The 23,169-nt window shown below is 69.1% G+C and carries 18 protein-coding genes; 10 read left to right on the top strand and 8 right to left on the bottom strand.

Features of this window, described 5'->3' with window-relative positions; translation table 11 throughout:
- Window positions 1-22: 22 nt before the first annotated feature.
- On the bottom strand, window positions 23-688 hold the full coding sequence (gene phoU, locus ACAG21_RS24145) for a phosphate signaling complex protein PhoU (protein WP_370498783.1): 666 nt from the start codon (window positions 686-688) through the stop codon (window positions 23-25).
- A 212-nt stretch (window positions 689-900) separates the two neighbouring features.
- On the opposite strand from phoU, the gene ACAG21_RS24140 reads away from it, so the two are divergent.
- From ACAG21_RS24140 to ACAG21_RS24130, 3 genes are read left to right on the top strand one after another with little or no spacing between them, the layout of a single operon-like run.
- Window positions 901-5,298 carry an HAD-IC family P-type ATPase gene (locus tag ACAG21_RS24140; protein ID WP_370498880.1) on the top strand — a complete coding sequence of 1,466 codons (4,398 nt, stop codon included), beginning with the start codon at window positions 901-903 and terminating at the stop codon, window positions 5,296-5,298.
- The gene (locus tag ACAG21_RS24135) at window positions 5,285-5,908 is read left to right on the top strand and encodes a DUF5994 family protein (protein WP_370498782.1); all 624 of its coding nucleotides are present in this window, start codon (window positions 5,285-5,287) and stop codon (window positions 5,906-5,908) included. The genes ACAG21_RS24140 and ACAG21_RS24135 overlap by 14 nt, the downstream gene beginning before the upstream one ends.
- Window positions 5,909-5,911: 3 nt before the next feature.
- Window positions 5,912-8,569 carry a cation-translocating P-type ATPase gene (locus ACAG21_RS24130; protein ID WP_370498781.1) on the top strand — a complete coding sequence of 886 codons (2,658 nt, stop codon included), beginning with the start codon at window positions 5,912-5,914 and terminating at the stop codon, window positions 8,567-8,569.
- Here the strand turns inward: ACAG21_RS24130 and ACAG21_RS24125 are convergent.
- The 3 genes from ACAG21_RS24125 to ACAG21_RS24115 are packed head-to-tail and all read right to left on the bottom strand — an operon-like array spanning window position 8,547 to window position 12,581.
- Window positions 8,547-9,407, bottom strand: a complete 861-nt coding sequence (locus ACAG21_RS24125) for a pseudouridine synthase (protein WP_370498780.1) — start codon at window positions 9,405-9,407, stop codon at window positions 8,547-8,549. The genes ACAG21_RS24130 and ACAG21_RS24125 overlap by 23 nt on opposite strands.
- 7 nt (window positions 9,408-9,414) lie before the next feature.
- A complete protein-coding gene (locus ACAG21_RS24120; RefSeq protein WP_370498779.1) occupies window positions 9,415-11,139 on the bottom strand; it encodes a glycerol-3-phosphate dehydrogenase/oxidase in 1,725 nt (574 codons plus the stop codon).
- A 26-nt stretch (window positions 11,140-11,165) separates the two neighbouring features.
- On the bottom strand, window positions 11,166-12,581 hold the full coding sequence (locus ACAG21_RS24115; protein WP_370498778.1) for an NAD(P)H-quinone dehydrogenase: 1,416 nt from the start codon (window positions 12,579-12,581) through the stop codon (window positions 11,166-11,168).
- Window positions 12,582-12,657: 76 nt separating this feature from the next.
- Here ACAG21_RS24115 and ACAG21_RS24110 point away from each other — a divergent pair, with 76 nt between their 5' ends.
- Window positions 12,658-13,137 carry a gamma-glutamylcyclotransferase gene (locus ACAG21_RS24110; protein ID WP_370498777.1) on the top strand — a complete coding sequence of 160 codons (480 nt, stop codon included), beginning with the start codon at window positions 12,658-12,660 and terminating at the stop codon, window positions 13,135-13,137.
- Complete coding sequence (locus ACAG21_RS24105) at window positions 13,134-13,700, top strand: TetR/AcrR family transcriptional regulator (RefSeq protein ID WP_370498776.1); 567 nt, start codon at window positions 13,134-13,136, stop codon at window positions 13,698-13,700. Before ACAG21_RS24110 ends, ACAG21_RS24105 begins: the two co-directional genes overlap by 4 nt.
- Here the strand turns inward: ACAG21_RS24105 and ACAG21_RS24100 are convergent.
- Genes ACAG21_RS24100 through ACAG21_RS24090 form a run of 3 tightly spaced genes read right to left on the bottom strand, consistent with a single transcriptional unit; the run spans window position 13,697 to window position 16,769 of the window.
- Window positions 13,697-14,875 carry an amidohydrolase gene (locus ACAG21_RS24100; protein WP_370498775.1) on the bottom strand — a complete coding sequence of 393 codons (1,179 nt, stop codon included), beginning with the start codon at window positions 14,873-14,875 and terminating at the stop codon, window positions 13,697-13,699. The two genes, ACAG21_RS24105 and ACAG21_RS24100, sit on opposite strands and share 4 nt — an antisense overlap.
- Entirely contained in the window at window positions 14,872-16,056 is a 1,185-nt protein-coding gene (locus ACAG21_RS24095) for a M20 family metallopeptidase (RefSeq protein ID WP_370498774.1), read from the bottom strand. The genes ACAG21_RS24100 and ACAG21_RS24095 overlap by 4 nt, the downstream gene beginning before the upstream one ends.
- A 50-nt stretch (window positions 16,057-16,106) precedes the next feature.
- Entirely contained in the window at window positions 16,107-16,769 is a 663-nt protein-coding gene (locus ACAG21_RS24090; RefSeq protein ID WP_370498773.1) for a cutinase family protein, read from the bottom strand.
- Between the two features lie 43 nt (window positions 16,770-16,812).
- On the opposite strand from ACAG21_RS24090, the gene ACAG21_RS24085 reads away from it, so the two are divergent.
- Window positions 16,813-17,619 carry a purine-nucleoside phosphorylase gene (locus ACAG21_RS24085; RefSeq protein WP_370498772.1) on the top strand — a complete coding sequence of 269 codons (807 nt, stop codon included), beginning with the start codon at window positions 16,813-16,815 and terminating at the stop codon, window positions 17,617-17,619.
- Between the two features lie 13 nt (window positions 17,620-17,632).
- Window positions 17,633-19,213 carry a phospho-sugar mutase gene (locus ACAG21_RS24080; protein ID WP_370498879.1) on the top strand — a complete coding sequence of 527 codons (1,581 nt, stop codon included), beginning with the start codon at window positions 17,633-17,635 and terminating at the stop codon, window positions 19,211-19,213.
- Here ACAG21_RS24080 and upp read toward each other — a convergent pair.
- Window positions 19,104-19,838 carry a uracil phosphoribosyltransferase gene (gene upp, locus ACAG21_RS24075; protein WP_370498771.1) on the bottom strand — a complete coding sequence of 245 codons (735 nt, stop codon included), beginning with the start codon at window positions 19,836-19,838 and terminating at the stop codon, window positions 19,104-19,106. The genes ACAG21_RS24080 and upp overlap by 110 nt on opposite strands.
- Window positions 19,839-19,992: 154 nt before the next feature.
- Here upp and ACAG21_RS24070 point away from each other — a divergent pair, with 154 nt between their 5' ends.
- The 3 genes from ACAG21_RS24070 to ACAG21_RS24060 are packed head-to-tail and all read left to right on the top strand — an operon-like array spanning window position 19,993 to window position 23,169.
- Window positions 19,993-20,802 carry an alkaline phosphatase family protein gene (locus tag ACAG21_RS24070; protein WP_370498878.1) on the top strand — a complete coding sequence of 270 codons (810 nt, stop codon included), beginning with the start codon at window positions 19,993-19,995 and terminating at the stop codon, window positions 20,800-20,802.
- 34 nt (window positions 20,803-20,836) lie between these two features.
- The gene (locus tag ACAG21_RS24065) at window positions 20,837-22,144 is read left to right on the top strand and encodes a primosomal protein (RefSeq protein ID WP_370498770.1); all 1,308 of its coding nucleotides are present in this window, start codon (window positions 20,837-20,839) and stop codon (window positions 22,142-22,144) included.
- Between the two features lie 41 nt (window positions 22,145-22,185).
- Window positions 22,186-23,169: a VWA domain-containing protein gene (locus ACAG21_RS24060; RefSeq protein WP_370498877.1), complete on the top strand. Its 984-nt coding sequence runs from the start codon at window positions 22,186-22,188 to the stop codon at window positions 23,167-23,169.

Raw genomic sequence — 23,169 nt, 5'->3', positions numbered from 1 at the left:
AACTTATAGACCCCCGCCGCCGTCAGTACGCCGATATCTCATCCTCACTCGGCAACACACCGCTGTTGATGAAGATGACGCGACGGCCGATCTCCACGGCGTGGTCGGCGAAGCGCTCGTAGAAGCGGCCCAGCAATGCCGTTTCGACACCGACGGTGACACTGTGCGGCCATTCCCGATCTATCAGCACACTGAACAGCTCCCGATAAAGGTCATCCATCGCGTCGTCTTGCTCGTGAAGCAGACCGGCCTGTCGCGGATCACACGATATCAATGCGCTTTTCGCACTGTCGCCCAACGTAATTGCCACCTTGGCCATCGCCGCGAAGTACTCGCCGACTTCAGCGGGCAGGACGTGCTTGGGGTGATCGCGCCGGGCGATCTTCGCGATATGCACCGCCAACGCGCTCATGCGTTCCACGTCGGCGATAATTTGTATCGAGCTGAAGACCGCCCGCAATTCGCTGGCCACCGGTTGCTGCAACACCAGCAGCGCGAAGGCTTGTTTTTCAACCTGGGCCCGCAATGCCACGATTCGCGCGTGGTCGCCGATCACCTGCTCGGCGGCGACGAGGTCGGCCTCGAGCAGAGCCCGCGTCGCGCGCTTCATCGCGACACCTGCCAGGCCGCACATTTCGCCCAGTTGCGTGGTCAGGTCGGCCAGCTGTCGGTGATAAGCGGTACGCATCGGTGAAACCTCCCTGAACGCGAGTGGCCCGTCAACGATGTTCGCTTTGTTCGCGAACCTCTCGCAAGGGACGAAAGCCCCCGAAGGGGGGCCTTAGGCCTCCTCTGATTCGGGCCGGCGCCGCATAGTCTGACGAAGTGATCACGCCGCGTGGTTTGCCGGGCCTGGCCTTGGTGGCCGGCCCGTTGCGGGCGACCGTCGGCGGCACTCAAATGGCCGTTAGCGCAAGCGTTGTCGCCGCGACCGGAGCCGCACACACGGCGCTGGCCGGTGCGGGCGTGGCGGCGAGAATGAGCAGAACGTTAACCCATGCCGCACCGGATGTTTCGTCGCTGGCACGCGCGACGGCGGCGGTGGTGATCGAGGCGCTGGGCGGTCCCGCAGCACGGCGCACCAGCCGCAGCGGGCCGCGGTGCTGGATCGAGGTGCGAGGTCTCGGCGGGGAACATGCCGGCACCATCGCCACCGACGTGCTGGCCGCCGTCCGCGCGACACCCGGCGTTCACACGGCCTTCCTCAACCGCGCCCTGGCGCGGGTCGTGGTCACCCTGGATACCCGCGATGCGCCCTCGCTGACCGACCTGTGCCGGATCGTCGAGAACGCCGAATCGCGCGGCCGGGTAGGCGCCGCGCGACAACACCCGGCCTCGCTGCCGGGCGACGATGCGCTGCTGGTGGCACGGATGGTCGCGGCTACGGCGGCCACTGTGGGCCTTGGTCTTTCACTGACCGGCAGCCTGCTGCGCCTGCCCAGAATGCCCGACTTGGTGGCCGTGGTACCGACGCTGGCCGATCACCTGCCGCGAGTGCGTCGAGAGCTGGAACAACGCCTCGGCCCGGAGGGAACCGACGTGTTGTTCGGTTTGGTCAACGCCGCTACTGCCGCGCTGACGGTCTCGCCGACGGCAGCGGCCGCCGAGGCGGCTACCAACACCCTGCTGGCGGCGGAGGCGTGGAGTTGCCGGTTGGCGTGGTCCCGGCACGAACCCACACTGGGCTGCCAACCGATTCCGGACGATGCGGCGTTGACGACGCGGGACCGGCCCCGCCCGCCCGACGGCCCCGCGGAACGCTACGCGAACCGCATCGGCCTGGCGGGCCTCGGTGCCGGCGCGCTGGTGGGTCTGCTGTCGCGCAATCTCGACACCGCCGGTGCCGCCGCGCTCACTACCGTTCCGAAGCCGTTGCGCACCGTGCGTGAGGCGTTCGCCTGTGCGATGAGCAGCGGCCTCAACGTCCACCATGACGCGCTGGTGCTGCACCCTCGCGTGCTGCGCTCGCTCGATCGGATCGACGCGATCATGATCGACCCGCGAGCGCTTTACACCGACGAGCTGATGGTCAGTCGCGTTCTGGGCGTGGAGAATTCGGTACGTTCCCACGCGTGGGAAGCGGTGCGGGCCGAACTCGAAAGTGACGGGCTGAAGCCGGGCTGGCACCAGCTGGCCGACATCCCCGGCGCCGGCAGTGTGGGCGAGGCGCTGATCAGCCCGGTCCGCGATCCGTTCGCCGCGGCGGTGCTGACCGAAGCGCGCCGGTCGCAGCCGCGGATCTTCTCGCTGGATGACGACGGGTTACGTTCTCTGGCAAGGGGATTCGATCAGCTCTATCCCACGGACAGCTCGATCGACCACGCGGTGGCGGCAGCGGTGGCCGAACTGAAGGCTGGCGGCGCCACCGTGGCGCTGCTGACGACGGCGGAGATGCGGGCCGCACACCGGTCCGACGTCACGATCGGCGTGCTGCGCGACGGGCAGCCGCCGCCATGGAATGCCGACGTGATCGTGGACGACCTGACCGGCGTCTGGCGGGTGCTGCACGCACTGCCCGCCGCCCGGTCCGCCACCGAGGGTGCCGTCCGGCTGTCCGCCTCGGCGTCGGCGCTCGGTGCCTTGATGTTGATTCCCGGTGTGCCAGGCCGCAGTTCGACGTCGGTCAACATCGGCATGGTCACCAGCCTGTGGCTCGGATACCGGGCCGCCGCCAAGGCGTTTCGCGATCCACTGCCCGAGCCGGAGACCAGCCACGAATGGCACGCACTGCCCGTGACGGAAGTGCAGCGACTGTTGCCCCGCCCCACCGACCAACGCGTGGTGGAAGTACCAACGTGGTGGTCCCAGCGGCCGGCGGTTCGTGCGGTGCACGATGCCACCGCCGCGTCATGGGGGCTGCTCCGCGACTTCGTCGGCGAGATGCGCGGCGACCTGGCGGACCCGATCACCCCGCTGCTGGCCACCGGGGCGCTGGCCAGCGCGCTGCTCGGCTCCCCGTTGGATGCGGTCCTGGTGGGCAGTGTCCTGTTGTCCAACGCGGCGTTGTCGGCCGAGCAGCAGCTGTACGCCGAACGCACGTTGGATCGCCTGCTGGCCGTGCAGGATCCGCCCGCGCGCCGCTACGTGGGCCGAGTGCAGGCCCAGCGCTACGAGAACGTTGCCACCAGACGGCTGCGGCTCGGCGACGTCATCGAAGTCCGGGCCGACGAGGTGGTCCCGGCGGACGCCCGACTGCTGCGCGCGATCAATGTCGAAGTCGACGAATCCACGCTGACCGGCGAATCGCTACCGGTGGCCAAGCAGACCGAGCCCACACCGGGCGCCCCGCTCGCCGAGCGCACCTGCATGATCTATGCCGGCACCACAATCGTCGCCGGCACCGCGGTGGCCGTGGTCACCGCGGCGAGCTCGCGCTCGGAGATGCGCCGAGCGCTGGCGATGGCCCCGCGGAAGTTGCAAGAGGTCGGCCTGCAGCGGCAGTTGCGCCACATCACCGGCCGGGCGTTGCCGTTCAGCGTGGCCAGCGGCGGCCTGGTCGGGCTGATCAGCCTGTTGCGCGGCACACCGTTGCGCGACGCGATGTCCAGTGCGGTCACCCTGGTCATCGCGGCGATTCCGGAGGGGTTGCCGTTGGTCGCCACCCTGGCCCAGCTGTCCGCGGCCCGGCGGCTCACCGGCCGATCGGTCCTGATCCGCAATCCGCACTCGATCGAAGCGCTGGCCCGGTTGAACGTGGTCTGCTTCGACAAGACCGGGACGCTCAGCGAGAACCGGCTGAGGGTCAAATCGGTGCACCCGATGGCCGGCTACACCCCGGCGCAGGTGCTCGACGCGGCGGTGAGCACGAGCTATGCCAGGCACACCCACCGTGTCGACCACGCCACCGACGACGCCATCACCCAAGCCGCCGACGACCCGCAGCTGCGAGGTGACGGGTTGCCGCCACCACCGCGGCCCAGCCGCGACGCGTTCCTGCCGTTCCAGTCATCCGGCCGGCCCTTCGCCGCGGCGCTGGTGGGCACTCGACTGACCATCAAGGGCTCACCCGAGGCGCTTTCGTCGGCGCTGCGGCATGACGACCAGCCGCTGGCACAGCAGGTCGACGAGATGGCGGCCAATGGTCTTCGGGTGCTGGCGGTTGCCGAGCGCGAACTCACCCCGCACCAGGCAGCGGCCGCCGCGGCCAACCCCGGCTATCTGGAAAGCGTGTGCACGTCCGGCCTCACCCCGGTCGGCCTGATCGGCCTGGCTGACACGCCGCGGCCGACGGCCCGCGCCCTGCTGCAGAGCCTTTCCGAGCGCGGCATCGCGGTCCGGTTGATCACCGGTGATCATCCCTGCACCGCGCGGGTGATCGCCCAGGAGCTGGGCATCGACGTGAGCGCCGATCAGGTGATCACCGGCAGCGACTGGGAAGCGCTGTCCGCCGACCAGCGGGCGCAGACCGTCAAATCCTGTGTGGTCTTCGCGCGGATGACGCCCGAAGACAAGATCGACGTGGTTCAGACCCTCGAGCGCGCGGGCCTGGTGACGGCGATGGTCGGGGACGGCGTCAACGACGCCGCCGCGATCCGGGCGGCGAGCGTGGGCATCGGGGTGGCGGCCCGCGGCAGCGATGCGGCACGCAGTGCGGCCGACGTGGTGCTGCTCGACGAACGGATCGAGGCGCTGCTCGATGCTCTCGACGAAGGCCGGCAGTTGTGGCAGCGGGTGCACTCGGCGGTCTCGATGCTGTTGGGCGGCAACCTCGGCGAAGCGTGCTTCGCGACGATGACCGCCCTGTTGACCGGGCGGTCGGTGCTCAACGCCCGGCAGATGCTGCTGGTCAACATGCTGACGGACGCGCTACCGGCCGCCGCGTTGGCCGTCAGCCCGCAGACGGGCAAAACCGATGAGGACCGCGACGAGGCGGCGATGTGGCGCGCGATCGGGATTCGCGGAGCCGCCACCACGATCGGCGCCACGCTGGCCTGGACGATGGCCAGCGCAACCGGCATGCCGCAGCGCGCCGCGACCGTCGGGCTGATCGCGCTGGTGAGCACGCAACTTGCCCAGACTCTGATCGACTCCCAGGCGCCGATGGTGGTGTTGACGTCGGTCGGTTCGCTGGGAGTGCTGGTGGTGGTGGTCAGCACTCCGGGACTCAGCCAGCTGTTCGGCTGCACCCCGGTAGACCCGTTGGCCTGGAGTCAGGCCCTGCTCGGGGCCGCGGTGGCCAGTGCGCTGCCCGCGATTGCTCCCCGCCTGCTGCGGCGGGCAGCTGAGCTTATCCAACGACAAATCTCGGGCGACGAGTTGGCCCGACTAACCCAAGGAGTCGAAAGTGGTTGGCAGTAACGGCAATTCACGATTGCAGCTCACGCCGTACCGAGCCGCCTCGGAGCATCTCGACGGAGCTTGGTGGCCGCGGTCGCAGAACCTGGTCGAGGAGTTGCCCGACCTGGTGGCGTCGGTGTCCGATCGACTGGGACAGGTCGTGATGGTGGGTTACCGCCGTAACGGCTGGGACGAAACACCGCCCCTGGCCGAGATCGCCGGGCACACAATCGAATTGCTGGGCTTCATCAGTGACGAGCCGGCCAGTGTCATCCTGATCGGCGAAGACGGCCGTCACCTCACCCTGCACGTAATCCGTCCGGACACCGATGAAGAGGTTGCCCGAGACGCATTGGCGAAGGTGCAGGTACCCACCGACGCCGCCCCGGCCGGTCGTGCAACGGTCGCGCGGTCCGTGGTGGAGGTCGCCGACAAGCTGGCCCGGCACGAGGGGCTCGATGACGATCGGCGCACCGCCCAGATCAAGGACTGGTGCCAAGAGGCCGCCCAACAATTCGTCAACGCGCCGGTGCAGACCTTTGTGCCGATCCTCGTCGAACACATCGTGCTCAACCGCATGATCGAGTCCCGGCGCAAGGCCTCCTCAGCCGCCTCGGCGAGCGGCCGATGACACGTGTGTGCCCTGGTCGAGCCTGATCCCGCGCTTCTCGATCCGCCGGTCGTCGTCCAACGTCTCCGGACCGATCCCGAAGCCGGCTTGACCGCGCACGAGGCCGCTCGCCGACTCGTCGCGGTGGGACCCAATGACATCGAACGTGTCCCGCCGCTGCCAAAGTGGAAGAAGATCGTCAGCCAGTTCCGCAGTCCGCTGATTTACCTGCTGCTGGCCGCCCTCCTCGCCTCCCTTGCGGTGTGGGCCATCGAGGGGGCCACCGAATGGCCGGTCGATGCGTTGGTGATCGGGGTCATTCTGGTCCTCAACGCCGCACTGGGTTACGGGCAGGAGGCCCACGCCGAGCGCGCGGTCGATGCCTTGGCGCGGATGACGACGACCACGGCGACCGTCGTTCGCGACGGGATCGAATGCAGGGTTGCCGCAAGCGAAGTGGTGCCCGGTGACGTGCTGCTGCTGACGGAGGGCGACGCCGTGGCCGCCGATGCCAGGCTGCTGTCAACGGACGGGCTGGAGGTGCTGGAGAGCGCGTTGACCGGGGAGAGTGAGCCGGCCCGCAAAGATCCGCGGACCCTGGCCGAGGCGACGGCGCTGGACGAGAAGGCCGGCATGGTGTTCAAAGGCACGGCGGTCGCCAAGGGCACCGGGCGCGCGGTGGTGACCGCCACGGGGATGGCAACGCAGACAGGTCAGATCGCCGGCCTGGTGCGCGCGGTCGACGACAACGAGACGCCCTTGCAGCGTGAGATCAACCGTGCCAGCCGCGTCCTCGGGATCGCCGTGCTGGTTCTGGGCGCCGTGGTGATCGCGAGCATCTTCATCGTCTTCGGCGTGCACAGCGCCCACGATGTGGTCACCGCGGTGCTGCTCGGCGTTTCGCTGGCGGTGGCCGCCGTGCCGGAGGGGCTGCCCGCGATCATGTCGGTCGTGCTCGCGCTGGGAACACGGCGGATGGCCGACGAAAACGCCGTCGTCAAACAACTCTCGTCGGCCGAAACCCTGGGATCGGCCTCGGTGGTGTGCTCCGGCAAGACCGGCACCCTCACGACCGGGGAGATGACGGTCGTACGAATCCTCACCCCGCTCGGGGATGTCAACGTCACGGGTGCGGGATACCGGCCCGAAGGCAGCTTCGAGCACGACGGGGTCCCGCTTCGGGAAGGCGAGAGCCTTTGGCGCCAAACCGTATTGGTGCTCGGCGCCGGCGCCGCCGGTGCGGCTGCCTCGCTTAGGGAACAGGGTGGTCGCTGGATTGCCGAGGGGGATCCCATCGAGGCGGCCTTCCTGGTTGCGCGGACGAAGCTCCGTGCTAGACCGGCGTCACCACCCACGTCGACGAGCGTGACCAAGGGCGAGCCGGATGCGGTGCTGGCGCGCTGCACATATGTGCGGATCGATGATCGACTCCTACCACTGGACGACGCGACGAAGGCGACCATCCGGTGCGGCGCCGAGCGGCTCACGCACGACGGGCTGCGCGCGGTCGCGGTGGCCCGTGCCGACCGGCCCGACCAGCCGATGGCGTACCTGGGCATGGTCGGCCTCACCGATCCCCCTCGCCCAGGAGCTGCCACGGCCATCGCCGACGCCCACCGCGCCGGGGTCCGGGTCGTGATGATCACGGGCGACCATCCCCGGGCGGCGGCACGCATCGCGCGCGAACTCGGCATCGAAGACAACGAGACGGCGGTATCCGGGGCGGAGATCGCCGCGCAGGACGATGATCAGCTCCGGCAAACGGTGCGCCGGCACTCGCAGTACACGCAGCTGGGTCCGGCCGACAAGTTGCGCATCATCGGCGCCCTGCAGGCCGACCACGAGATCGTGGCCGTCACCGGCGAGGGGACCAACGATGCACCCGCCCTGAAATCGGCGGACATCGGAATCGCCATGGGCCGCACCGGGACTGACGTCGCCAGAGAAGCGGCGAAGATGATTCTCGCCGACGACAACTTCGCGACGATCGTGCGGGCCATCCGGGAGGGCCGCGGCATCTTCTCCAACATCAAGAAGTCCCTGCGATACCTGTTGTCCTCGAACATGGGCGAAGTCCTGACCGTGTTCTTCGGAGTGGTCCTGGCCGGCGCGATCGGCCTCTCGCAAGCGCACACCGTGGCGTTACCGCTGCTGGCCACCCAGATTCTGTGGATCAACCTGCTCACCGACGGCGCGCCGGCCCTGGCGTTGGGCGCGGACCCGCAAACCGAGGACTTGATGGGCCTGCCGCCCCGGGCGGCGTCGGATCGGGTCATCGACGGGCGGATGTGGAACAACATCGTCGTGATCGGCGCGGCCGTCGCGGCCGCGACACTGCTGACGATCCACCTCTACGTCCCGGGCGGCCCGATGCCGTCGTCGCTCGACACGGCCCGCACCGCCGGCTTCACCGTGCTGGTGCTCAGCCAGCTGTTCAACACCCTCAATGCCCGCTCGGAGACGCAGACCGTGTTTCGTGGCCTGTTCGCCAACGGCTGGCTGTGGGCGGCGATCGCCTTCTCGGCGTTACTACAGGTGGCCGTGGTGCAGCTGCCGCTGCTGAATACGGCCTTCACCACCGAGCCGCTGTCGGTGGGTCAGTGGCTGGTGTGCATCGCCATGTCCAGCACGGTGCTGTGGGTCAGCGAGATCCGCAAGGTCATCCTGCGTCGCGGCGGCTGAGGAACATACGGCGCGCCCCGGTGAACGGATCGTCGAACTCGATGCGCTGCGCCAGCAATCGCAGCGGAGTGCTGAAATCGTCGGCGGGCACGTCGATCACCTTGGGATACAACGGATCTCCGATGATCGGCAACCCCAGCGACGCCATCTGCACCCGCAACTGATGAGTGCGCCCGGTGCGCGGCGTCAGCCGGTACAGTCCGTCCGGCGAGAGCAGTTCCACCAGCGTCTCCGCGTTGGGCTCGCCCGGCTCGATTATGGCTTGTAAGTGGCTGCGGCGCTTGATAATTCGACTTCTTACCACACGTGGCAACGCCACAGCGGGATCGACCGCCGCGCGGGCCAGGTAGGTCTTGTGCACCTCGCCGCGGGCGAACAGCATTTGGTAGGCGCCGCGCACCTCGCGGCGGACGGTGAACACCAGCACCCCGGCGGTCAGCCGGTCCAGCCGGTGCGCGGGGCTGAGCTCGGGCAGTCCCAGCTCGTTGCGCAGCCGCACCAGCGCGGTCTGCGCGACGTGGCTGCCCCGGGGCATGGTGGCCAGAAAATGCGGCTTGTCGACGACCACGATGTCGTCGTCGCGATGGAGCACCGGGATGTCGAACGGAACCGGCACCTCGTCGGGCAGGTCGCGGTACAGGTAGACGCTGGCGCCGGTGGGCAACACGGTGGCCTCGTCGATCACCGTCCCGTCGGCGTCGACGACCTCACCGGCGAGGACCTTGGCCCGGGCCTGCTCACCGAACCGCGCGGTCAGCTCGGCCAGCACCGCCCCGCCGTGCAGCCGTACCCGCGCGGGCCCCAATCCGTCGCGCACCGGCAGCGGGGCGGGCCTCACGGCCGGTTCACGTTAAAGGAACCGGCTCGAGGATCTCGGCACGCGCTTCGGGCGCGCTGGCCCGCAGCTCGTCGGCCGACACGTCGTCGGGCTGGGCCTGCGACAGGATCTCGGCCTCCACCCGCGCGGTGTAGTTCGCGACCTCGCGGTTGACGTCTCCGGCGCTCCAGCCCAGCACGGGAGCCACCAGTTCGGCGACCTCGCGGGCGCAGTCCACGCCGCGGTGCGGGTATTCGATCGAGATCCGCATCCGCCGGGCCAGGATGTCCTCGAGATGCAGGGCCCCCTCGGCGGCGACGGCATACAGCGCCTCCACCAACAGGTAGCCCGGCGCGTCCTTGATCGGGGTCAGCAGTTCGGGACGATCGGCGGCCAGCGCCAGCACGTCGTCCATCAGCGAGCCGTAGCGGTCCAGCAGATGACGCACCCGGTACGGATGCAGGCCGACGAGTTCGCCGACGTGCTCGACCTGGTTGATCAGGGCGAAATAACCGTCGGCGCCCAACAGGCTCACCTTCTCGGTGATCGAGGGCGCCACCCGGGCCGGAACGAACTGCGACGCGGCATCGATCGCGTCGGCGGCCATCACCCGGTAGGTGGTGTACTTCCCGCCGGCGATGGCGACCAGGCCGGGCGCGGGCACCGCGACGGCGTGCTCACGGGACAGCTTGGAGGTTTCCTCGCTCTCCCCGGCCAGCAGCGGCCGCAGTCCCGCATATACCCCGTCGATGTCGGCATGCGACAGCGGCGTGGCCAGCACGGTGTTGACGGTGCCCAGGATGTAGTCGATGTCGGCCTTGGTCGCCGCCGGGTGAGCCAGGTCGAGATTCCAGTCGGTGTCGGTGGTCCCGATGATCCAGTGGCTACCCCACGGAATGATGAACATCACCGACTTCTCGGTGCGCAGGATGATCGCGACATCGCTGACGATCCGGTCTCGCGGCACCACCACGTGCACACCCTTGGAGGCGCGCACCTGAAAGCGGCCGCGCTGCTTGGAAAGCGCCTGGATCTCGTCGGTCCACACCCCGGTCGCGTTGACCACGACGTGACCGCGCACCTCGGTCACCGAGCCGTCCTCGGAGTCGCGCACCCGCACCCCGATCACCCGGTCGCCCTCACGCAGCAGCGCGACCACCTGTGTCGAGCACCGCACGACCGCGCCGTAATGCGCGGCGGTGCGCGCGACCGTCATGGTGTGCCGGGCGTCGTCGACGACGGTGTCGTAGTAGCGGATCCCGCCGATCAGCGAGCTGCGCTTCAGGCCCGGGCTCAGTCGCAGCGCGCCGGCGCGGGTCAAATGCTTCTGCGCGGGAACGGATTTCGCTCCACCCAGGCTGTCGTAGAGGAAGATGCCCGCCGCGGTGTAGGGCCGCTCCCACCACCGACGGGTCAGCGGGAACAGAAACGGCAGCGGCTTGACCAGGTGCGGTGCCAGCGTGGTCAGCGACAGCTCACGCTCGTGCAGCGCCTCGCGCACCAGCCCGAACTCCAGCTGTTCGAGGTAGCGCAGCCCGCCGTGGAACATCTTCGACGAGCGGCTCGAGGTCCCCGAGGCGAAATCTCGGGCCTCGACCAGCGCCACCTTGAGCCCGCGGGTGGCGGCATCCAGCGCGCACCCGGAGCCCACTACCCCGCCGCCGATCACGACGACGTCGAATTGCTCGGTGCCGAGGCGCTGCCAGGCCGCCGCGCGTTGCTGCGGGCCCAGCGTGGACAACGGGTCACTCACGGGAACGGACTCCTCACTTGGCAAGGCTAATCGAGATCGTCGTGCGCCATCAGCCGACGAGCGGCCTCGGTGATCGACCCGGACAACGACGGATACACGGCCAGCGTCTGCGCCAGCTCGTTGACCGTGATGCGGTTCTGCACGGCCACCGCGATCGGCAGGATCAGCTCGGAGGCGATCGGCGCCACCACCACGCCGCCGATGACCACGCCGGTGGCCTGCCGGCAGAACAGCTTCACGAAGCCCTGCTGCAGGCCGGACATCTTGGCCCGCGCGTTGGTCCGCAGCGGCAGCATGATCGTGCGGGCCGGCACCGAGCCGTCGTCGATCATGGTTTGCGGCACGCCCACGGCCGCGATCTCGGGGCGGGTGAACACCGTCGAAGCCACCGTGCGCAACCGGATCGGGCTGACACCCTCGCCCAGCGCGTGATACATCGCGATCCGGCCCTGCATGGCGGCCACCGAGGCCAGCAGCAGCAGGCCGGTGCAGTCGCCGGCGGCGTAGATGCCGGGCACCGTCGTCCGCGACACCCGGTCCACCTTCAAATAGTCGCCGCGGCCCAGCTCGATGCCGACACGCTCCAGGCCGAGGCCGCTGGTGTTGGGCACCGACCCGATCGTCATCAGCGCATGGCTGCCCTCGACGGTCCGGCCATCGGTCATGGTGACCAGGACCCCGGTCTCGGTGCGGACGACGGATTCCGCGCGGGCGTTCTTGATCAGGTCGACGCCGCGTTCGGCGAACGCCTCCTCGAGGACCAGCGCGGCGTCGGCGTCCTCGTAGGGCAGCACCCGGTCGCGGCTGGCCGCCACCGTCACCGGCACGCCGAACTCGGTGTAGGCGTGCACGAACTCGGCGCCGGTGACGCCGGAGCCCACCACGATCAGGTGCTCGGGCAGCGCCTCCAGGTCGTAGAGCTGGCGCCAGGTCAGGATCCGTTCGCCGTCGGGTTGGGCCGACGGCAGCACCCGCGGGCTGGCGCCGGTGGCGATCAGGACGACGTCGGCGTCGTGCTCGGTGACCGTGCCGTCGGCCGCCGTTGCCTTGACGCGATGCCGGGCCAGGCCGGGGGTCGAATCGCAGAGCTCGCCACGCCCGGAGACCACTCGCACGCCCTTGCTGAGCAGGTCGGCGGTGATGTCGGCGGACTGCTCGGCGGCCAGCGTCCTGACCCGTTTGTGGATCCGCGGCAGCGAGATCTTGGCGTCGTCGATGTCGATGTCGAAGCCCAGTCGGGGCGCGCGGCGCAGTTCGGTGCGCAGCCAGGTCGACGCGATGAACGTCTTGGACGGCACGCAGTCGTCCAGCACCGCCGCCCCGCCGATCCCTTCGGAGTCGATGACGGTGACGTCGGTGGTGTCGGGGTGGGAGGTGGCGGCCACCAGCGCGGCTTCGTAACCGGCCGGGCCTCCACCGAGGATCACGATGCGGGTCACCACAGCCCTAACCTATCCAAGAACCCGCCGGACGGCCGGATGAATACCGGGCGGGCACCCGCCGTTTAAGCTTTCACCCGTGCCGCTCTACGCCGCTTACGGATCAAACATGCATCCCGAGCAGATGCAGCAGCGTGCACCCCACTCCCCGATGGCCGGAACGGGCTGGTTGCACGGGTGGCGGCTGACCTTCGGCGGCGAGGACATCGGCTGGGAAGGCGCGCTGGCCACCGTCGTCGAGGACCCCGATTCCAAGGTGTTCGTCGTGCTGTACGACATGACGCCGGCCGACGAGATGAGCCTGGACCGGTGGGAGGGCTCCGAGTTCGGCATCCACAAAAAGATCAGATGCCGGGTCGAACGCACGTCGTCGGACACCGACACCGATCCCGTGCTGGCGTGGCTCTACGTGCTCGACGCCTGGGAGGGCGGGCTGCCGTCGGCACGGTACCTGGGCGTGATGGCCGATGCTGCCGAAATCGCCGGCGCGCCAATGGAATACGTGCACGATTTGCGGACCCGACCGGCCCGCAACATCGGCCCCGGCACGCCCGCGTGACGACACCGAGTGCAAGCCCGGCCGGCGAGGTACCGACGGGACGTGACGAAGTCGTCGCCGCGATCCTCGAGAGCGCCGCGGACCTGTTCGCCGAGCGCGGACCGGCGGCCGCGTCCATCCGCGATATCGCGGCCCGGGCCCGGGTCAACCACGGCCTCGTCTTCCGCCACTTCGGCAACAAAGAACAGCTGGTGGGAGCGGTGCTCAACCACGAGGCAGCAGCGCTGAGCAAGCTGATCGACGCCGGCGCGGAGTTACCCGAGATCGCTACCGCCGGCACCCGCCAGCTGCGCATCCTCAGCCAGGCGCTACTGGACGGCTATCCGGTGGCCCAGCTGCAAACCAGCTTTCCGGCCGCCGATCGGCTACTCGCCGAGGTACGGCCCCTACACGACAGCGACGACGCGGCCCGACTGGCCACCGCGCACGCCGTCGCCTTGCTGCTGGGCTGGCAGTTGTTCGAATCCTTCATCCGCTCGGCGTTCGGCCTGCGGGATTTGTCGGCGGACGCGTTGCGCGACTCGATCTTCGTCGAGATGGGACGGCTGACCGTCCCGCATTAACCCTCGGGGAAATGGGCCGCCTGCTCGATGATGTTGACCATCACGCGCAGTCCGACCCCCAGGGCGCGCTCGTCGAGATCGAAATTCGGCTGGTGCAGGTCCAGCTGCGGGCCCTCGCCCGGCCACACACCCAGTCGCGCCATCGCGCCGGGAATCTCCTCCAGATACCAGGAGAAGTCCTCGCCGCCGCCGGACTGGCGAGTGTCGGCCAGCACGTCGGGGCCCACTCCCTCGATCGCGTGGGTGAGGATGCGCGTCGAGACCTCCTCGTTGACCACCGGGGGCACGCCCCGCCGGTATTGCATCGTGTGTTCGATGTCCAGCGGCGCCAGCAGCGAATCCACGGCCTGGCCGATGATCGCCTCGAGCTCCAGCCAGGTGTGCCGGCTGGCGGTGCGCACCGTGCCGGACAGCTGGCCGCTCTGCGGGATGGCGTTGGCGGCCACCCCGGCGTTGACCGCGCCCCACACCAGGACGGTGCCGTTGCGGGGGTCGAGACGCCGCGACAAGACGCCGGGTACCCCGGTGATCAGGGTGCCGAGACCGTAAACCAGGTCGGCGGTCAGGTGCGGCCGTGAGGTGTGGCCGCCCGGCGAATACAGCGTGATGTGGATGTGGTCGGCGGCCGAGGTGATCGGGCCCTGCCGGACCGCGACCTTGCCGACCTCGAGGCGGGGATCGCAATGCAACGCGAAAATCCGCGACACCCCGGTCAGCGCCCCGGCGGCGATCGCATCGATGGCGCCGCCGGGCATCAGCTCCTCGGCGGCCTGAAAGATCAACCGCACCCCGACCGGCAGTTCGGGCACCGACGCCAGCGCCTGTGCGGTGCCCAGCAGGACCGCGGTGTGCGCATCGTGGCCGCAGGCGTGTGCGACGTTCGGCATCGTCGACGCATACGGCGCCCCGGTCCGCTCGGCCATCGGCAGCGCGTCCATGTCGGCCCGCAGCGCGATCCGGGGCTCCTGTTCGGGCCCGAAATCGCACGTCAGCCCGGTACCGCCGGGGAGCACCTTCGGGTTGAGACCCGCGTCGGCCAACCGCTCGGCGACGAACTGCGTGGTGGCGTACTCCTGCCGGCCCAGCTCCGGATAGCGGTGGATGTGCCGGCGCCACTCGACCATGTCGTCGTAGTGCGCGGCCAGCCAGGATTCGGCGGCGTCGAGCAGGCTCATGTGGCGGCCCGACGTTGGACTCCGGCCAGCACCCGGTCACGTTCGGCGCTGTCCTGGGCGAGGTGGACGACCGTGCGCGCCAGCATCACCGCGCCGTCGATCACCGCGCGGTCCGCACTCGGGCCGGCGGCGGCCGCGGCGAATGCGCGCTGATGCACCGTCGCGCCACCGGCGTCGACACCGATCACCGGGTGGATGCCCGGCAGCACCTGCGTGACGTTGCCCATGTCGGTACTGCCCATCGGCAGCGCCGTCTCGATCTCGGGCGCCACCGGATCCCGCCCCAGCCGGCGCATCTCTTCCCGGCAGATCTCGGCCAGCCATCGGTCGGGCTTGAGCTCGGCGTAAGCCGGCGACGGCGTGCTGATCTCGTATTCGCACCCGGCGGCCAGGGCGCCTGCGGCAAAGCAGGCAAACATGCGGCCCTCCAGCTCTCGCAGCGAATCCAGCTCGACCGCCCGCATCGCGTACTGCACTGCCGCGTGGCCGGGGATGACGTTGACCGCCTGCCCGCCGTTGGTGACGATCCCGTGTACCAGCTGCCCGGGCGCCAGCTGCTGGCGCAGCACGCCGATCGCGACCTGCGCGACGGTGATGGCGTCGGCGGCGTTGACGCCCAGATGCGGGGCGACGGCGGCGTGCGATTCCTTGCCGCGGTAGTCGACGGTCACTTCGGACAAGGCCAGCGAACGGGCGGCGGCGATGTCGGTCGGCCCGGGATGCAGCATCACGGCCGCCGCGACGTCGTCGAACGTGCCGGCCTCCAGCAACAGCGCCTTGCCGCCGCCCGCCTCCTCAGCCGGGGTACCGACCAGGGCCACGGTCAGACCGAGCTCGTCGGCCACCTCGGCCAGCGCCAGCGCGGTTCCGACCGCCGAGGCCGCGATGATGTTGTGACCGCAGGCGTGTCCGATCTCGGGCAGGGCGTCGTACTCGGCGCAGACCCCGATCACCAGCGGTCCGCTGCCGAAGTCGGCGCGGAAGGCGGTGTCCAACCCGCCGGGGGCTCCGGTGACCTCGAAGCCCCGCTCCGCGACCAGTGCCTGCGTTTTAGCGCAGCTGCGGTGTTCGGCAAAGGCCAGCTCGGGCTCGGCGTGGATTGCGTGCGACAACTCGACAAGATCGCCGCCACGACGCCGCACTGCGTCCTCGACGCTGTCCAATGCGGTGTTTGTGGGCATCCTCGCAGTATCTCATCGAACCAAGCCGCGGCGGACCGCCCCGAGCGCGGCTACACCCGTCCGGCCACGAATCCCGCCGCCTGGCCGGGGAACGGCGGTGCCGAATAGTCGTGGTGGGCATCGCGGTCGCGACCGCCGACGACGCAGACCGGGTCACCGGCGGCACACAGGTCGATGGCGCGGCCGGCGAACGCGCCCGCCGTCGACAGCGGGGTGTTGAACCGGTTGCCGGGATTGCCGAACACGGCGACCGCCCTGATCTTGTTGGCCAGGCCGGGGTCCAGCGCCGGGGCCGACCCGAACTCACCGATGGTGTTGCCCAGCGGCGGCACCCCGGCCAGCATCGAGACCGCGGCGGCGCCCTGCGAGAAGCCGCCCAGGATCAGGTGGGTGGCCGGGCACTGGTCGACCATCGCCGCGATGTGATCGCGGGCGTCGTTGGCGCCGTCACCGGTCTGCAGGAAGTTGTAGCTGGCCGGATAGTTCACCGCGTAGTTGTCGAAGCTGCGACCGCCCAGCGAGCCCTGCAGCGCACCGAAGAGCGCATCACCCACGGCGCCCAGGCCGGGTGGCTCATTGGTACCCCGAGCGAAGATCAGCTGGACGTCCGGGCAATCCGCCCTGGCCTTCGGTGCCGGACCACTGAGGAGCGCGGCCACCGAGACCGCAACAGCAACGAGCGCGCCGACAACCGGCCACCTACCAAAACTCATGCGGGAGATCCTGACATATATAGCGAAGCTAAGCTCGCGCAGTGTGACCGACGTTGCATCCGAGAGTGCACAACTCGCGCAGCGCGCGGCAAATTCCATCCGCGAGAAAACCGGGGTTGACGAGCACGATGTCGCGATCGTCCTGGGTTCGGGATGGTCGCCGGCGATCGCGAAGCTGGGCTGCGCCGACGTCGTGCTGCCCCAGGCCGAAATTCCCGGCTTCGCGCCGCCGCGCGCGGCCGGCCATCCCGGCGAGCTGTTGTCGATGCGCATCGGCGCGCACCGGGTGCTGGTGCTGGCCGGGCGCGTGCACGCCTACGAGGGCCATGACCTGAGCCACGTCGTGCACCCGGTGCGGGCGGCCTGTGCGGCCGGGGCCGGCATCGTGGTGCTGACCAATGCGGCCGGCGGGTTGCGCACCGGCATGCGGGTCGGCCAGCCGGTGCTGATCAGCGATCACCTGAACCTGACCGCGCGTTCGCCGCTGATCGGCGCCCAGTTCGTCGACCTCACCGATGCCTACGCCCCGCGGCTGCGCGAACTCGCCCGCGACGCCGACCCCGAGCTGACCGAAGGCGTGTACGCCGGCCTGCCCGGGCCGCACTACGAGACGCCGGCCGAGATCCGGATGCTGCGGACGCTGGGCGCCGACCTGGTCGGCATGTCGACGGTGCACGAAACGATCGCGGTGCGCGCGGCCGGTGCCGAGGTGCTGGGCATCTCGCTGGTGACCAACCTGGCGGCCGGGATCACCGGTGCTCCGCTGAGCCATGCCGAGGTGATGGCGGCCGGGGCCGCGTCGGCGGCCAGGATCGGCACATTGCTGGCCGAAATTATCGCCCGGATTTAGCAGAATGGGTCGGGTGATGCCGCAGGAGTGGATCGCACACGACCCTGACCCGACGACTGCTGCCGAGCTCGCGGCGTGCTCACCCGAGGAGCTCCGCGCACGTTTCGCCCGTCCCCTGACGTTCGGCACCGCGGGATTGCGCGGCCCGGTACGCGGCGGCCCGGACGCCATGAACGTCGCGGTCGTCTCCCGCGCGACGTGGGCAGTGGCGCAGGTGCTTACCGATCGCGGCCTGGCCGGCTCGCAGGTGATCGTCGGGCGTGACGCCCGGCACGGCTCGGCGATCTTCGCCACGGTGACCGCGGAAATCCTTGCTGCCGAGGGATTTTCGGTGCTGCTGCTGCCCGGTGCGGTGCCCACCCCGGTGGTCGCCTACGCGGTGCGCCGGACCGGCGCCGCCGCCGGGATCCAGATCACCGCCTCGCACAATCCGCCGGGCGACAATGGCTACAAGGTGTACCTCGACGGCGGCATCCAGATCATCTCCCCCAGCGACACCGAGATCGAAATCGCAATGGCCACAGCGCCTCCCGCCGATCAGATCGCCCGAAATCCGGTGGCGCCCGCGGGCACCGACCTGGTTGCGCGCTACATCGAACGCGCGGCCGGGGTGCGGCGCGCCACCGGCTCGGTGCGGGTGGCCCTGACCCCGCTGCACGGCGTCGGCGGCGCGGTGGCCGTCGAGACGCTGCACCGCGCCGGCTTTCACGAGGTGCACACCGTCGGCGCCCAGTACGCGCCGGACCCCGACTTCCCCACCGTCGCGTTCCCCAACCCCGAGGAGCCCGGCGCCGCCGACGCGCTGCTCGCCGTGGCCGCCGAGATCGGCGCCGACGTCGCGATTGCGCTGGACCCCGACGCCGACCGTTGCGCGGTGGGCATCCCCACCGCGACCGGATGGCGGATGCTCTCGGGTGACGAAACCGGTTGGCTGCTAGGCGATTACATTCTTTCCCACGAGAAACCGGACAACGCGGTGGTTGCCAGCACCATTGTGTCCTCCCGGATGCTCGCTCAGATCGCCGGCCATTACGGCGCGACCCACGTCGAAACCCGCACCGGCTTCAAATGGCTGGCGCGCGCCGATGCGCAGGTGCCCGGCGGCCGCCTGGTCTACGCCTACGAAGAAGCGATCGGCCACTGCGTGGACCCGGCCGCGGTGCGCGACAAGGACGGCATCAGCGCCGCGGTGCTGGTGTGCGACATGGTGGCTTCTCACAAACAGCAGGGCCGTTCGATCCCGGACGTACTCGACGAACTCGCTCGGCGATACGGCGTTCACGACGTTGCGGCGGTCTCGCGCCGGGTCGCCGACAGCACCGAGGCTGCCGCCCTGATGGCCCGGCTGCGTGCCGCCCCGCCGCGGCAACTGGCCGGCTTCGCCGCCACCGTCACCGACATCACCGACGCGCTGATCTTCGCCGCCGGCGACGACGACACCTCGATCCGGGTGGTGGTGCGGCCTTCCGGCACCGAGCCAAAGCTTAAGTGCTACTTGGAGATTGGCTGCGCCGCTTCCGACGAATTAACTTCTTCTCGGACTTACGCCGCCGCGCTGCGCGCTGAGTTGGTTGCCTCGGTGGAACGCTGGTGAAGATGCGGGGCCCGAACTGACGGTCGCCGGCATCGCCGAGCCCGGGCACGATGTACGCCGACTTGTTGAGTCCTTTGTCGACCGCCGCGGTGAACACTCGCGCGTCCGGCGCGATTTCCTCCACCGCCGCAAGCCCTTCCGGCGCGGCCACCACACACAACACGCTGATATCCGTGGCGCCACGGCGCTGTAGCAGCTCGATGGCATACGTCATCGACCCGCCGGTGGCCAGCATCGGGTCGAGCACGATGACCGGCCGGTGTTTGAGCTTTTCGGGCAGCGACTCCATGTACGGGAAGGGCAGATGGGTTTGTTCGTCGCGGGCCACACCGACGAAGCCGACCTGGGCGTCCGGGATCAGGGCGTGCGCCTCGCTGACCATCCCGAGCCCGGCGCGCAGCACCGGCACCAGCAGCGGCGGCTTGGCCAATCGCTTTCCGAGTGTCTCGGCCAGGGGCGTCCGTATCCTGATCGGCGCGGTGGCCGCGTCCCGGGTGGCCTCGTAGACCAGCATCAGCGTCAGCTCACGCAGCGCGGCCCGAAAGCCCGCGGCGTCGGTGCGTTCGTCGCGCAGCACCGTCAACCGGGTGGCGGCCAACGGATGGTCGATCACGCGCACTTCCATGGGCATGAGGGTATATAACGATCCGACCTCGGTTGGCTAAAGCGCAGCTCACCCGCATGCGCGCCTGCCGTGCGGCGCGCATGTCGGCCCATATGCTCCCCGAGTGTTTCGCGAGATCCGAAGTCTTGGCAGGTTGGCCGCAGCGGTGGGGCTGATGTGGTTGGCCGCCACCCCGCTGGCTCCCCGCGGGGCCGCCGCGGCCGCGCTGCCCAGGCCCGCGCACATCGTAATTGTGGTGGAAGAGAACCGTTCTGAAGGTCACATCATCGGCAGCCCGCAGAACCCGTTCATCAACGCGCTGGCCTCCCACGGCGCCAACATGACGGCGTCGTTCGCCGAAGCCCACCCCAGCGAACCGAACTATTTGGCGATGTTCGCCGGCAACACCTTCGGTCTGACCAAGGACTCGTGCCCGATCAACGCCGGCAACGCCCCCAACCTGGGCTCCGAATTACTCGGCGCCGGTTACACATTCGTCGGTTATGCGGAGGACCTGCCCGCGGTCGGCTCGCCGGTGTGCAGCGCGGGCAAGTACGCGCGCAAGCACGTGCCGTGGGCCAATTTCACCAACGTGCCGCCGACGAGCTCCATGCCGTTCTCCGCGTTCCCGCAGGGCAACTACGCGAGCCTGCCGACGGTGTCGTTCGTCATTCCCAACAACGACAACAACATGCACGACGGCTCGATCGCGCAGGGCGACGCCTGGCTGAACCGGCAGATGTCCGGATACGCCAACTGGGCCGTGGCCAACAACAGCCTGCTGATCGTGACTTGGGACGAGGACGACGGCGGCACCCACAACCAGATCCCGACCATCATCTACGGCGCGCACGTCCAGCCGGGCAGCTACCCCGAGCAGATGAGCCATTACAACCTGCTGTCCACCATCGAGCAGATGTACGGGTTGCCCAAGACGGGCAACGCGGCCAACGCTCCCGCGATCGCCAGCATCTGGGCGGGATAGGCCGGCTTCCCCGGCCGTCGCTATTCTGTGCCGCATGGCAGCTGACCTCGTACCCATCCGTCTGAGCCTGTCCGACGGTGACCGCTACACCGTGTGGGCACCGCGCTGGCGCGACGCAGGCGACGAGTGGGAGGCGTTCCTGGGCAACGAAGACGACCTGTACGTCTTCGAGGCCGTTGCCGATCTCGTCGCGTTCGTGCGTTCCGGCGCCGAGAACGACCTCACCGATCACCCGGCGTGGAAAGACCTGACCACCGCCCACGCGCACGATTTCGAGCCAGCCGAAGCCAAGCAGTTCGACCTGATCGCGGTCGAGGAGCTGGTGGCCGAGAAGCCGACCGAGCAGTCGGTGACCGCGCTGGCCGGCGCACTGGCGATCGTGTCGTCGATCGGCTCGGTGTGCGAGCTGGCGGCGGTGTCGAAGTTCTTCAACGGCAACCCCAGCCTGGGCACGGTGTCCGGCGGCATCGAGCACTTCACCGGCCGGGCGGGCGCCAAACGCTGGGATGCGATCGGTGAGATCATCGGGCGCAGCTGGGACGACGTGCTCAAGGCCATCGAGGGCATCACCAGCACCCCCGAGGTCGACGAGGCGGCCGTCAAGAAGGCCGCCGAAGAGTTGGACGAAGAGCGCGAAGAACCCGAAGAGTCTGACCAGGAGCCCGACGAGGCCGAGGACTCCGACGACGAGGCCGAGGACTCCGACGACGAAGCCGTGGACGACGAAGAAGAAGACGAGGAAGACGACGAGGAGGAGGATCGCGCGCCTGGCGACACCGTCGTCCTCGGCAGCGATGAGGACTTCTGGATGCAGGTCGGCATCGACCCGGTCCGCATCATGACGAGTTCGGGCACGTTCTACACGCTGCGCTGCTACCTCGACGACCGCCCGATCTTCCTGGGCCGCAACGGACGCATCAGCGTGTTCACCTCCGAGCGGAGCCTGGCTCGCTACCTCGCCGACGAGCACGACCACGACCTGTCCGACCTGAGCACCTACGACGACATCCGGACCGCCGCGACCGACGGTTCACTGGCGGTGGAGGTCAGCGACGAGAACATCTATGTGCTCAGCGGACTGGCCGACGACTTCGCCGACGGCCCCGACGCCGTCGATCGTGAACAGCTCGACCTGGCCGTCGAACTGCTCCGCGATATCGGCGACTACTCCGAGGAGAGCACCGTCGACAAGGCCCTGGAAACCGGCAAGCCGCTGGGCAAGCTGGTGGCCTACGTGCTCGAGCCCGGCTCGGTGAGCAAGCCCGCGCCGCCGTATTCGGCGGTGGTGCGCGAATGGGAAGAACTGGAGAAGTTCGTCGATTCCCGGCTCCGGCGGGAATAGCGTTCGTTTGACGGGTGTCCCAGCGTCCTCTTTACTTGCGGGTGTCGCTTCCCGTGATTGGACCGCTGCCGCTCTACGGATTTCAGCGTCCGGCTCTGCTGTTGTTCGGGTTGATCCCGCTGGCCTTGCTGGCCGTCTATGTCGTCGTTGCGGCCCGGCAGCGGCGGCGCCTGCGCCGCTACACCGAGGCGCAGGTGCCGCAATCGCCATGGCGGCACCTGCCGATAGCCGTGTCGCTGCTGAGCCTGGCGCTGTTGACGATCGCGCTGGGCACCCCGACGCACGACATGAAGATCCCGCGCAACCGGGCCGTCGTGATGCTCGTGATCGACATGTCGCAGTCCATGCGGGCCACCGACGTCGAACCCAGCCGGCTGCGGGCTGCCGAGGAAGCCGCCAGCAAGTTCGCCGCCGCGCTGACCCCGGGCATCAATCTCGGGCTCGTCGGCTTCGCGGGAACCCCGTATCTGCTGGTGCCGCCGACCCCCCAGCATCAGGCAACCATCGACGCCCTGCCGAAGCTGCAGTTCGGCGACGGCACGGCGACCGGCGAAGCCATCTACACCGCCTTGCACGCGATCGAGGCGACGAACACGACCGGCGGGGATACTCCGCCGCCGGCCCGGATCGTGCTGCTGTCCGACGGCGGGGAGAACAGGCCGACCGATCCCAGCGATCCGCACGACGGTGTCTACACGGCGTCGCGGCTGGCCAAGGATCAGGGCGTGCCGATCTCGACGATCTCGTTCGGCACCAAGAGCGGCAGCATCAGCCTGGACGGCGTGCAGGTGAACGTTCCGGTGTCGACGGACCAGATGAAAAAGGTCGCGCAGCTGGCCGGCGGGCAGGCCTACACCGCGGCCAACCTCGACGAGCTCACCAAGGACTACCAAGCCATCCAGAAGGAGATCGGGTATCGCATCGTGCCCGGGCCGGGCGGATCCGGGTGGTTGCGCCTCGGGGTGCTGACCGCATTGATCGCCACGGTGTTGGCGCTGCTGATCAATCGGCGACTGCCTACCTAG

This window comes from Mycobacterium sp. pR1184, from assembly GCF_041287235.1.
Classification (GTDB): Bacteria; Actinomycetota; Actinomycetes; order Mycobacteriales; family Mycobacteriaceae; genus Mycobacterium.
This window is presented reverse-complemented; position numbering and strand designations above follow the sequence as displayed.

Coding starts and splice junctions, on each gene's coding strand:
- upp (WP_370498771.1), bottom strand. CDS start 19,838: ATGGAAGTGCGCGTGATCGACCATCCGTTGGCCGCCACCCGGTTGACG.
- ACAG21_RS24090 (WP_370498773.1), bottom strand. CDS start 16,769: ATGAGTTTTGGTAGGTGGCCGGTTGTCGGCGCGCTCGTTGCTGTTGCG.
- phoU (WP_370498783.1), bottom strand. CDS start 688: ATGCGTACCGCTTATCACCGACAGCTGGCCGACCTGACCACGCAACTG.
- ACAG21_RS24100 (WP_370498775.1), bottom strand. CDS start 14,875: ATGAGCCTGCTCGACGCCGCCGAATCCTGGCTGGCCGCGCACTACGAC.
- ACAG21_RS24140 (WP_370498880.1), top strand. CDS start 901: ATGGCCGTTAGCGCAAGCGTTGTCGCCGCGACCGGAGCCGCACACACG.
- ACAG21_RS24070 (WP_370498878.1), top strand. CDS start 19,993: ATGTGGTTGGCCGCCACCCCGCTGGCTCCCCGCGGGGCCGCCGCGGCC.
- ACAG21_RS24095 (WP_370498774.1), bottom strand. CDS start 16,056: ATGCCCACAAACACCGCATTGGACAGCGTCGAGGACGCAGTGCGGCGT.
- ACAG21_RS24065 (WP_370498770.1), top strand. CDS start 20,837: ATGGCAGCTGACCTCGTACCCATCCGTCTGAGCCTGTCCGACGGTGAC.